General features: G+C 62.6%; 11 protein-coding genes. All 11 read left to right on the plus strand.

Annotated features, from left to right (window positions below):
- Window positions 1–47 precede the first annotated feature (47 nt).
- The gene (locus tag BMY03_RS24065) at window positions 48–1,406 is read left to right on the plus strand and encodes a flagellar hook-length control protein FliK (protein ID WP_094012452.1); all 1,359 of its coding nucleotides are present in this window, start codon (window positions 48–50) and stop codon (window positions 1,404–1,406) included.
- Between the two features lie 174 nt (window positions 1,407–1,580).
- On the plus strand, window positions 1,581–2,078 hold the full coding sequence (gene fliL / locus BMY03_RS24070) for a flagellar basal body-associated protein FliL (RefSeq protein ID WP_046854681.1): 498 nt from the start codon (window positions 1,581–1,583) through the stop codon (window positions 2,076–2,078).
- 10 nt (window positions 2,079–2,088) lie between these two features.
- Entirely contained in the window at window positions 2,089–3,057 is a 969-nt protein-coding gene (fliM, locus tag BMY03_RS24075) for a flagellar motor switch protein FliM (RefSeq protein ID WP_046854682.1), read from the plus strand.
- 46 nt (window positions 3,058–3,103) lie between these two features.
- Window positions 3,104–3,559: a flagellar motor switch protein FliN gene (gene fliN, locus BMY03_RS24080; RefSeq protein ID WP_046854683.1), complete on the plus strand. Its 456-nt coding sequence runs from the start codon at window positions 3,104–3,106 to the stop codon at window positions 3,557–3,559.
- The gene (gene fliO / locus BMY03_RS24085; RefSeq protein WP_094012453.1) at window positions 3,560–4,012 is read left to right on the plus strand and encodes a flagellar biosynthetic protein FliO; all 453 of its coding nucleotides are present in this window, start codon (window positions 3,560–3,562) and stop codon (window positions 4,010–4,012) included. It begins immediately after the preceding gene.
- Complete coding sequence (fliP, locus tag BMY03_RS24090) at window positions 4,012–4,767, plus strand: flagellar type III secretion system pore protein FliP (protein ID WP_046854685.1); 756 nt, start codon at window positions 4,012–4,014, stop codon at window positions 4,765–4,767. The genes fliO and fliP overlap by 1 nt, the downstream gene beginning before the upstream one ends.
- Before the next feature lie 21 nt (window positions 4,768–4,788).
- The gene (gene fliQ / locus BMY03_RS24095) at window positions 4,789–5,058 is read left to right on the plus strand and encodes a flagellar biosynthesis protein FliQ (protein WP_046854686.1); all 270 of its coding nucleotides are present in this window, start codon (window positions 4,789–4,791) and stop codon (window positions 5,056–5,058) included.
- Between the two features lie 7 nt (window positions 5,059–5,065).
- Complete coding sequence (gene fliR, locus BMY03_RS24100) at window positions 5,066–5,842, plus strand: flagellar biosynthetic protein FliR (RefSeq protein WP_094012454.1); 777 nt, start codon at window positions 5,066–5,068, stop codon at window positions 5,840–5,842.
- A 2-nt stretch (window positions 5,843–5,844) separates the two neighbouring features.
- Window positions 5,845–6,987 (plus strand): flagellar biosynthesis protein FlhB, encoded by a 1,143-nt coding sequence (flhB, locus tag BMY03_RS24105; RefSeq protein ID WP_094012455.1) that lies wholly within the window; start codon window positions 5,845–5,847, stop codon window positions 6,985–6,987.
- 1,023 nt (window positions 6,988–8,010) lie between these two features.
- Window positions 8,011–10,140 carry a flagellar biosynthesis protein FlhA gene (gene flhA, locus BMY03_RS24110; RefSeq protein WP_094012456.1) on the plus strand — a complete coding sequence of 710 codons (2,130 nt, stop codon included), beginning with the start codon at window positions 8,011–8,013 and terminating at the stop codon, window positions 10,138–10,140.
- Window positions 10,141–10,151: 11 nt separating this feature from the next.
- Complete coding sequence (flhF, locus tag BMY03_RS24115) at window positions 10,152–11,465, plus strand: flagellar biosynthesis GTPase FlhF (protein ID WP_046854690.1); 1,314 nt, start codon at window positions 10,152–10,154, stop codon at window positions 11,463–11,465.
- Window positions 11,466–11,567 lie beyond the last annotated feature (102 nt).

An 11,567-nucleotide genomic window follows, 5' to 3' on the forward strand; every position in this document is an offset into this window, starting at 1 on the left:
TCCAGCCCCAGACGTATTTTTCCAGGTTCTGGAGCGGAGATTGTTCAATGCCTGTCGCACCCAATCCATTGTTGCAAGCCGGCCTCGCCAATCAGGCGCAACGCCAAGCTGCCAGTGCGGCGGAAAAGCCGCTGCAGGCCGCGAAGCAAGGCGCCGGCTTTGATCAGGTGATGGCCCGACAAGAGCGTGACAGCACCCCGGTCAAGAGTGCCCCGGCAAGGGATGAAAAGCCCGCCAGCCAGGTGCCGCCGGCGAAGAACAAGGCGCAGCCAGACCCAGCCGCGGGCGGCAAGCAGGCCGCGGATAAGGCGCCGGCCGTTGCCGATGACGGCAAGAGCTTGCCATCGACTGCATCTTCGCAGCCCGTCGACGACACTGATGAGGCCGCCGATGGCAGTGCAGTACCCCCGCTCGATGCCAGCCTGGTTGCCGGCCAGGTGACCGATGCCCAGGCCGGGGCGCAACTGCTCCAGGCCCAGGCGGAAGCGGTGGCCCCGGTGTTGCAGGCGGCGGTTCGAGCGCCGCTGCAGCCTGCGCCAGCGCCGGTACAGGTAGCGCAAGAGGCTGAGCAAACCACGGCGTTCGACCCCGAGGCCGATGCACTTGCCGATATGCCGGCCTTGCGCCTGGCGCTTGAACAGGATGCGCAGTCCAAGGGCAAGACGTCGGCCCATGCCGTTGTCGATAACAACGGTCAGCAAACTGCCAACCCTGCTACTGCAGCCGTCAATACCTTGGCGACATTGGCCGAGAAAGGGGAGTCGGAGCCGGGGCAGGGTGAGCGCGGTGACAAGGCCTTTGCCGGCCTGCTCGATGACGGCCTCAAGGATATCAAGGGTGCCAGCAGTGATACCCGCGTAGACGATTTCGCCAACCGCCTAGCCAGCCTCACCCAGGCGGTGACGCCCAAGACCGCCAACGCCGTGCCCGCCACGCCTGGCCCGCTGCAGCAACCGTTGGCGATGAACCAGGGCGGCTGGACCGAGGGGTTGGTCAACCGGGTCATGTACCTCTCCAGCCAGAACCTCAAGTCTGCGGACATCCAGCTTGAGCCGCGGGAGTTGGGACGCCTGGATATTCGCGTCAACGTGGCGACAGACCAGTCGACCCAGATCCACTTCGTCAGCGGCCATGCCGGTGTGCGCGACGCCCTCGACAGCCAGGTGCATCGCCTGCGAGAGCTGTTCGCCCAGCAGGGCTTGGCCCAGCCCGACGTCAGCGTGGCTGATCAGTCCCGTGGCCAGCAGCAACAGCACGAGGCGCAGCAGGGTGGGTCGGGCCTGTCCGGGGTGGCGGCGCGGCGTGGCAACGCAGCGGAGGGGGACGATGCCGATCCCGCTGAAGTCGCGCGCCCTGTCGAGCAGCAGGTGGTGGTAGGCGACAGTGTGGTCGATTACTACGCTTGATTTTTCGGGCATGCCTGGCGTTGCCTATGCGCAGCGACGCCAGGCGTAATTTTGCAGATGCCGCATCTCGTAAAGAGGTTGCCACCCCAGAAGCTTGCAAAGGCAAATCTGGCATAACACTTGCTCAGCCACGTCATCCTTCTTTGAAACCCCGATGGACGACGGATTATTGGCATGGCGAAGAGCGACGCAGTGAAAGACCCCGCCACTAAAGGCAAACTCAAGCTGATCCTGCTGTTGGTGCTGGCACTGCTTCTCGCAGTCGGCCTGTCGGTGGGTGCGACCTGGTTCTTCATGCACAAGAGCGAGTCGGCTCCGGCGCCTGAAGCAGCCCAGAGCAACATCAAGCCAGCGGCGATCTACGAGCCCCTGGCACCGGCCTTTGTCGTCAACTTCAACCAGAATGGCCGTCAGCGCTACATGCAGGTGAGCATCACCATGCAGGGCCGCAGCCAGGCTGATCTGGAGGCGCTGAAAGTACACATGCCGGTGATCCGCAACAACCTGGTGATGATGTTCTCCGGGCAGGGTTTCGACACCCTCGCCGCGAGCCCGGTCGGCCAGGAAATGCTGCGCCAGAAGGCCACCGCGGTGGTCCAGGAAGTGGCGCAGAAGGAAGTCGGCAGGCCGGTCGTCGACCAGCTGCTGTTCACCAATTTCGTATTGCAGTAGGAGCACATAGATGGCCGTGCAGGACCTGCTGTCCCAGGATGAGATCGACGCCCTGCTGCATGGGGTGGACGATGGGCTGGTACAAACCGAGAGCACCGGCGAGCCCGGCAGCATCAAGAGCTACGACCTGACCAGTCAGGACCGTATCGTCCGGGGGCGCATGCCGACCCTGGAAATGATCAACGAGCGTTTCGCCCGCTACACCCGCATCAGCATGTTCAACCTGCTGCGTCGCTCCGCCGACGTGGCGGTGGGCGGCGTGCAGGTGATGAAGTTCGGCGAGTACGTGCACTCGCTGTACGTGCCGACCAGCCTGAACCTGGTCAAGATCAAGCCGTTGCGCGGCACCGCGCTGTTCATCCTCGACGCCAAGCTGGTGTTCAAGCTGGTGGACAACTTCTTCGGTGGCGACGGCCGCCACGCCAAGATCGAGGGGCGTGAATTCACCCCGACCGAGCTGCGCGTGGTGCGCATGGTCCTGGACCAGTGCTTCGTCGACCTCAAGGAAGCCTGGCAGGCGATCATGCCGGTCAACTTCGAGTACATCAACTCCGAGGTCAACCCGGCCATGGCCAACATCGTCGGCCCCAGCGAGGCCGTGGTGGTTTCGACCTTCCACATCGAACTCGATGGCGGTGGCGGCGACCTGCACGTGACCATGCCGTACTCGATGATCGAGCCGGTGCGTGAAATGCTCGATGCCGGCTTCCAGTCCGACCTGGACGACCAGGATGAGCGCTGGGTAAAGGCGCTGCGCGAGGATGTGCTGGACGTCAATGTGCCGCTGTCGGCCACTGTTGCCCGCCGTCAGCTCAAGCTGCGCGACATCCTGCACATGCAGCCAGGCGATGTGATCCCGGTCGAACTGCCGGAGCACCTGGTATTGCGCGCCAATGGCGTGCCGTCGTTCAAGGCGCGGCTGGGATCGCACAAGGGCACCCTGTCGCTGCAGATCATCGACCCGATCGAGCGCCGCTGACGGCGTGCCGGTCGCTTAAACGTATTGAATGCCTGTCGAGGAAATCATGGCTAACGAAAACGAGATCAACTCTCCAGAGGAACAGGCCCTGGCCGATGAGTGGGCTGCGGCCCTGGAAGAGACCGGCGATGCCGGCCAGTCCGACATCGATGCGCTGCTGGCTGCAGACTCCGGCGCCGGCCGCCTGCCGATGGAAGAGTTCGCAAGCTCCCCCAAGCCCAACGAGAATGTCAGCCTCGAAGGTCCCAACCTCGATGTGATCCTGGATATTCCGGTGAGCATCTCGATGGAAGTGGGCAGCACCGAAATCAACATCCGCAACCTGCTGCAACTCAACCAGGGTTCGGTGATCGAGCTTGATCGCCTCGCCGGCGAGCCGCTGGATGTGCTGGTCAACGGCACGCTGATCGCCCATGGCGAGGTCGTGGTGGTCAACGAGAAGTTCGGCATTCGCCTGACCGACGTGATCAGCCCCAGCGAACGTATCAAGAAGTTGCGCTGAGTGAAGCGCATGGTGCGGGCCATGCTGGCCCTTGGCACGTTGCTGGCTAGTGAGGTGGTGATCGCCGCTGCCGAGCCGGTAACCGTGCCGGCTGCGGCGCCTGCCCCTGGCGGCTTCGGCGCGCAGCTGGCGCAAACCGTATTCGGCCTGCTGGTGGTCGTCGGCCTGATCTTTTTCCTGGGCTGGTTGCTGCGGCGCATGCAGGGTTCGGTGCAGCGGGGCGCTCCGGTCATCGAGATCGTCGGCACCCGTGCCATTGGCCCGCGCGACCGGCTGCTGCTGATCCAGGTGGGCAAGGAGCAGATTCTCATTGGCCATACCCCTGGCAGCATCGAGGCGTTGCATGTGCTGGCCGAGCCTGTCGACGTGCCCGCCGATGCGCGCCAGGCCACGCCGGAATTCGCCCAGCGGCTGCTTGAGCTGATGGGCAAGGATCAGAAGGACAAGAAGTGATGACCGGCGCACTGCGCTTACTGTTGACGCTGGCGCTGCTGCTGGCTGCACCGCTGGCCCTGGCTGCCGACCCGTTGTCCATCCCGGCCATCACCCTGTCCAATGGCGCGGACGGGCAGCAGGAGTATTCGGTCAGCCTGCAGATTCTGCTGATCATGACGGCGCTGAGCTTCATCCCGGCGTTCGTCATCCTGATGACCAGCTTTACCCGCATCATCATCGTCTTCTCGATCCTGCGTCAGGCTCTGGGCCTGCAACAGACTCCCTCGAACCAGATCCTCACCGGCATGGCGCTGTTCTTGACCATGTTCATCATGGCGCCGGTGTTCGAGCGGGTGAACAAGGATGCCATCCAACCTTATCTGGCCGAGCAGATGACGGCCCAGCAGGCCATCGACAAGGCCCAGGGCCCGTTGAAGGACTTCATGCTGGCACAAACCCGGCAGAGCGACCTGGACCTGTTCATGCGCCTGTCCAAGCGCACCGATATCGCAGGCCCGGATCAGGTGCCGCTGACGATCCTGGTGCCGGCGTTCGTGACCTCCGAGCTCAAGACGGCGTTCCAGATCGGCTTCATGATCTTCATCCCGTTCCTGATCATCGACATGGTGGTCGCCAGTGTGCTGATGGCCATGGGCATGATGATGCTGTCGCCGCTGATCATTTCGTTGCCGTTCAAGATCATGCTGTTCGTGCTGGTCGATGGATGGGCGCTGATCATGGGCACCCTGGCGGGTAGTTTTGGCGGTGTCTGACGCCATCAAGGAGAGCCTTGCATGACACCTGAAGTCGCTGTCGACCTGTTCCGTGAAGCCTTGTGGATGACCTCCATGATGGTGGCTATCCTGGTGGTGCCGAGCCTGCTGGTCGGCCTGGTGGTGGCGATGTTCCAGGCGGCCACGCAGATCAACGAACAGACCCTGAGCTTCCTGCCGCGCCTGTTGGTGATGCTGGTCACGCTGATCATCGCCGGCCCTTGGCTTGTGCAGAAGTTCATGGAGTACTTCATTGGCCTGTACACCAGCATCCCGCAGTTGATCGGTTGACGCGGCCATGCTGGAGCTGACCGATACTCAGATCGGTACCTGGGTGGCTACCTTCATCCTGCCGTTGTTTCGGGTGACGGCGCTGCTGATGACCATGCCGATCTTTGGCACCAAGATGCTGCCGGCCCGGGTGCGGCTGTATGCGGCCTTGGCCATTACCGTGGTGATAGTGCCGGCGCTTCCGCCGTTGCCGCCGATAGACCCCTTGAGCCTGCACGGCGTGCTGTTGTGCGGCGAACAGGTGATCGTTGGGGCGTTGTTCGGGTTCTCCCTGCAGTTGCTGTTTCAGGCCTTCGTGATCGCGGGGCAGATCATTGCGATCCAGATGGGTATGGCGTTCGCCTCCATGATGGACCCGACCAACGGTGTCAACGTGGCGGTGGTCAGCCAGTTCATGACGATGCTGGTGAGCGTGTTGTTCCTGCTGATGAATGGCCACCTGGTGGCGTTCGAGATCCTCACCGAGAGCTTTACCACGCTGCCGGTGGGCAACGCTCTTGTGGTCAACCATTTCTGGGAGATGGCGGGGCGCCTTAGCTGGGTGCTGGGGGCGGGGTTGCTGTTGATCTTGCCGGCAATTGCATCGCTGCTGGTGGTCAACGTTGCGTTCGGGGTCATGACCCGCGCAGCCCCACAGTTGAACATCTTCTCCATCGGCTTCCCGCTGACACTGGTGTTGGGCCTGATCATTTTCTGGATCGGCCTGGCCGATATTCTTTCCCATTACCAGGCACTGGCCAGCGAAGCGCTGCAGTGGCTGCGTGAGCTGGCACGGGCGCGCTGAGCATGGCAGAGAGCGAGAGCGGTCAGGACAAGACAGAGGAACCCACCGACAAGCGCAAGAAAGACTCGCGCGAAAAGGGGGAGATTGCCCGTTCCAAGGAGCTGAACACCGTCGCGGTAACCTTGGCAGGCGCGGGTGCGCTGATGGCGTTCGGTGGCTACCTGGCCGAGACGTTGATGGCCTTGATGCGCATGAACTTCAGCCTTACGCGGGAGGTGCTGGTCGACGAGCGCAACATGGCGGCATTCCTGTTGGCCTCGGGCAAGATGGCCATCTGGGCTGTGCAGCCGGTACTGCTGCTGCTGTTCGTGATTTCATTCGTGGCGCCCATTGCGCTGGGAGGGTTCTTGTTCTCGGGCAGCTTGCTGCAGCCGAAGTTCAGCCGCATGAACCCGTTGTCGGGGATCAAGCGCATGTTCTCACTGAATGCGTTGACCGAACTGGTCAAGGCCATGGCCAAGTTCTTCATGATCCTGATCGTTGCCCTGGTCGTGCTGTCGGCGGACCGTCAGGCGTTGCTGGCGATTGCCAATGAGCCGCTCGAGCAGGCGATCATCCACTCGGTGCAGGTGGTGGGGTGGAGTGCGTTGTGGATGGCGGCGGGGCTGCTGTTGATTGCGGCGGCGGATGTGCCGTTCCAGCTTTGGCAGACGCACAAGAAAATGAAGATGACCAAGCAGGAAGTGAAGGACGAGTACAAGGACAGTGAGGGCAAGCCTGAGGTCAAGCAGCGTATCCGGCAGTTGCAGCGTGAGGCGTCGCAGCGGCGGATGATGGCGGCAGTGCCTGAGGCGGATGTGATCATCACCAACCCGACTCACTATGCGGTGGCGTTGCAATACGACCCTGAGAAGGGGGGTATGGCGCCGTTGCTGGTGGCCAAGGGCACCGATTTTGTCGCGCTGAAGATTCGTGAGATCGGGGCCGAGCACAATGTGCAGATACTCGAGTCGGCGGCCCTGGCGCGGGCTATCTACTACTCCACCGAGCTTGAGCAGGAGATCCCGGCGGGGTTGTACCTGGCGGTGGCGCAGGTATTGGCGTTTGTGTTCCAGGTTCGGCAGTACCGGGCGGGCAAGGGCAAGGCGCCTGAGCCTTTGAACAAGGATTTGCCGATTCCCGATGATTTGCAGCGTGATAGCTGAGTTTGTAGTTTGTAGTTTGTAGTTTGTAGTTCGGAGTTTTCGGTTGTATTGGGGGTTGTGTGCGCATTCATTTGCGATGGCGACGCTTATTCACCTTTCCGCCCTTACGGCGGCCTACTTTGGTCTTGGCCAAAGTAGGCAAAGCCGCTCGCTCCATTCATACGGCCCCTACGCTTCGCTCCGGGGTTCCCTCGCTCCGGCCTTGCTCCCGGGAGGACCGCGCTGAACGCCCCATCCTGGGGCGCAGCGCTTGACGGGCATCCATGCCCGTCACCTCCCTCCGCAAGACCTGCGTTCGGCCTCCTGAAGTCGCGAAGGTACGAGCGGCGCCTGGGCTGGCGCAGCTGTCGCTAGTTGGAACGTAATTAATCTCTCGATTGTTTCACGGGGCAAGCCCGCTCCCACAGAGACGAATACTGCTTGACGTGAAATCAACGTGGGAGCGGGCTTGCTCCGCGATACGTCGGAACAGCCAATATATAACTAGCTGTCAAATAACCAAATTCGCATTTTCAGCTCTTGCTCTTGCTCTTGCTCTTGCTCTTGCTCTTGCTCTTGCTTCTAAGCGCACGATAGATCAGGCGCCACCAATTGCGACTTCAGGAGGCCGAGCGGAGTTCTTGCGTAGTGGGGCGACGGCCATGGATGGCCGTCGAGCGCTGCGGCCCAGGATGGGCCGTACAGCGCGGTACCCACGGGAGCAAGAACGGAGCGAGGGGACCCCGGAGCGAAGCGTAGGGGCCGGATGAACGGAGCCGAACGGTTTTGCCTCCTTTTCCCAAGAGAAAAGGAGGTCGCCGTAAAGGCGAAAAGGTGACTGTGCGTCGACGTGGCGGATGAATGCGCATACAAGAATCAAAACACACACTCTTAAGCCCGAGCCCGAGCCCGAGCCCGAGCCCGAGCCCGAGCCCGAGCCCGAGCCCCTCAAAATCCCCACCCCCAGAAAAGTTGGAAGGCTTCTTGCAAAGGCAGCGCCAGGCGCCACGCAGGCGTCAAAGTTTTGCTTGAAGAGGAATCGCGGTGGATCGCACTCAGTTAATCAGCAACGCCCGCAACAACCTGGCCGGTCTCGGCCGGGGCAATCTCGGCGTGCCGCTGCTGCTGCTGGTGATGTTGGCAATGATGATGTTGCCGATACCGCCGTTCCTGCTCGACGTGTTCTTCACCTTCAACATCGCCCTGTCGATCGTGGTGCTCCTCGTCTGCGTCTATGCGCTGCGTCCCCTGGACTTCGCCGCCTTCCCGACGATCCTGCTGGTGGCGACCCTGCTGCGTCTGGCGCTGAACGTCGCGTCCACCCGCGTGGTCATGCTGCACGGTCAGGAAGGCCATGGCGCCGCGGGCAAGGTGATCCAGGCCTTCGGTGAAGTGGTGATCGGCGGCAACTATGTCGTCGGTGCCGTGGTGTTCGCCATCCTCATGATCATCAACTTCGTGGTGGTGACCAAGGGTGCTGGGCGTATCTCCGAAGTGAGCGCACGGTTCACCCTCGACGCCATGCCCGGCAAGCAGATGGCCATCGACGCCGACCTCAACGCCGGCCTCATCGACCAGGCCCAGGCCAAGGCGCGGCGTAGCGAAGTTGCTCAGGAAGCCGAGTTCTACGGTTCCATGGACGGTGCCAGCAAGTTCGTGCGCGGTGACGCCATTGCCGGCCTGCTCATCCTCTTCATCAACCTCATCGGTGGCATGCTTATCGGCATGTTGCAGCACGGCATGAGCTTCGGCGATGCCGGCAAGGTCTATGCCTTGCTGACCATCGGTGACGGTTTGGTGGCGCAATTGCCATCACTGCTGTTGTCCACTGCGGCTGCAATCATGGTCACCCGCGCCTCGGGCTCCGAGGACATGGGCAAGCTGATCAATCGTCAGATGTTCGATTCGCCCAAGGCGCTGGCGGTTTCTGGCGGGCTGATGATTGTCATGGGGTTGGTGCCGGGCATGCCGCACATGGCCTTCCTGGGCCTGGGTGGAGTGGCCTGTGGTGGCGCCTACCTGCTCTGGAAAAAACAGCAAAAGGCCAAGGTCGTGGCCCAGCAGGAGGCCCAGCGCCAGCAGGACCTGCTGCCATCGCCGCAACGCGCCATGGAAACCAAGGAGCTGGGCTGGGACGACGTCACCCCCATCGACATGATCGGTCTGGAAGTCGGCTACCGCCTGATTCCGCTGGTTGATCGCAACCAGGGCGGCCAGTTGCTGGCGCGGATCAAGGGCGTGCGCAAGAAGCTTTCCCAGGATCTGGGCTTCCTCATGCCCACCGTGCACATTCGCGACAACCTCGACCTGCAGCCCAGCGCCTACCGCCTGACGCTGATGGGTGTGATCCTGGCTGAGGCCGAGATCTACCCGGACCGGGAGCTTGCGATCAACCCGGGCCAGGTGTTCGGCGCCCTCAACGGCATCGCCTCGCGAGATCCGGCATTTGGCCTGGAGGCAGTGTGGATCGATGTCGGTCAGCGCGCCCAGGCGCAATCGCTGGGCTACACGGTGGTGGACGCCAGCACCGTGGTCGCCACCCACCTCAACCAGATCCTGCAGAAACACTGCCACGAGCTGATCGGCCACGAGGAAGTGCAGCAGCTGCTGCAAGTGCTGGCCAAGGTCTCGCCGAAACTGGCCGAGGAGGTGGTGCCGGGCGTCATTTCCTTGTCGGGCCTGCTCAAAGTCCTGCAGGCGCTGCTCGCCGAGCAGGTGCCGGTGCGTGACATCCGCAGCATTGCCGAAGCCATCGCCAACAACGCGGCCAAGAGTCAAGATACCGCCGCGCTGGTGGCGGTGGTGCGCGTCGGATTGTGTCGCGCCATCGTGCAAAGCATTGTCGGCGTTGAGTCCGAGCTGCCTGTGATTACCCTTGAGCCAAGGTTGGAACAGATCTTGCTCAATAGTCTGCAAAGGGCCGGGCAGGGTCAGGAAGATGGTGTTCTTCTTGAGCCGAGCATGGCCGAAAAGCTTCAGCGTTCGTTGATCGAGGCAGCCCAGCGCCAGGAAATGCAGGGCCAGCCGGCCATCCTTCTGGTAGCCGGCCCGATCCGCGCCATGCTGTCGCGCTTCGGTCGCCTGGCTGTACCGAATTTGCATGTTTTGGCGTATCAGGAAATACCTGACAACAAGCAAGTCACCATCGTTGCCACCGTGGGCCCCAACGGCTGAGGTAGTGGGTTATGCAAGTTAAGCGTTTTTTTGCCGCCGATATGCGTCAGGCCATGAAGCTGGTCCGTGATGAGCTCGGCTCCGATGCCGCCATCATTGGCAACCGGCGCATTGCTGGCGGTGTCGAGCTGACGGCTGCGCTGGACTACAAGCTGTCCGCCCTGGCCCCGCGCGTGCCCAACGCAGAGCTCGAAGACGAGCTGCGCAAGACCCAGTCGCGCATCGTTACCGCCCAGGCCGAACTGACCGGGCGTGGCGATGCCGTCGAAGGCGGCAACCGGCAATTGTTCGCCGGGCAGCCGCTGACCGCCTCGGAGCCGCTGATCGAGCAGCATGTCGATGAACCCGCGGTGGTTACCGCGCCGGCGTCGGCACCGGTTGATCCACGCCTGTTCGATGCCATGCGTTTCGAGCTGACCGGCTTGCGCGAGCTGCTTGAAGTCCAGCTCGGTTCGCTCGCCTGGAGCCAGCTGCAAGGCAGCAAGCCGCAGCAGGCCAACCTCTGGCGCCGGCTGCAGCGCCTTGGCCTTTCCGGTGGCCTGGCCCGCGAGCTGCTCGACCTCACCGCCGGCATCGAAGAACCACGTCATGCCTGGCGCATGGTCCTGGCGCACTTGGCGCGGATGATCGATGTGCCCGAGATCGAACCGATCGAAGAGGGCGGGGTGATCGCCATGGTCGGCCCCGCCGGCATGGGCAAGACCACCACGCTGGCCAAGCTCGCCGCGCGCTACGTGCTCAAGTACGGCGCGAACAACCTGGCGCTGGTGAGCATGGACAGCTTCCGCATTGGCGCCCAGGAACAGCTCAAGACGCTGGGTCGCATCCTCAATGTGCCGGTCACCTACGTCGATCCGGGCGAGTCGCTGGCCCAGGCCCTGGAGCCGCTGCTGCGCAAGCGTGTGGTGCTGATCGACACTGCCGGCCTGCAGGCCAGTGATCCGGCGCTGCGCATGCAGCTCGAGACTCTGGCCGGGCGCGGCATCGCCGCGAAGAATTACCTGGTGCTGGCGACCACCAGCCAGAAGCAGGTGCTCACCGCCGCCTACCACAGCTACAAGCGCTGCGGCCTGGCCGGGTGCATCCTGACCAAGCTCGACGAAACGGCCTGCCTCGGCGAAGTGCTGAGCCTGGCCATCAGTCATGAATTGCCGGTGGCCTATCTGACCGATGGGCCGCGCATTCCCGACGACCTGCAGCTACCGCGCAAGCACCAGTTGGTAAGCCGCGCCGTCAGTGTGCAATTGCAGGAAGAGCCCAGCGACGAGGCCATGGCCGACATGTTCGCTGATCTGTACCACAGCCCTGGCAAGCGCGCGGGTTGAGGGTGAATACTGTGCAAAGTACCTACATCATGGGGTTGCCCGGCCGGACCGTGGCCTTGAATGTTCAGCCCCTCATGTGGCCTGGGTCCAAGCGAGACAAGG

The organism is Pseudomonas soli, from assembly GCF_900110655.1.
GTDB classification, from domain to species: Bacteria; Pseudomonadota; Gammaproteobacteria; order Pseudomonadales; family Pseudomonadaceae; genus Aquipseudomonas; species Aquipseudomonas soli.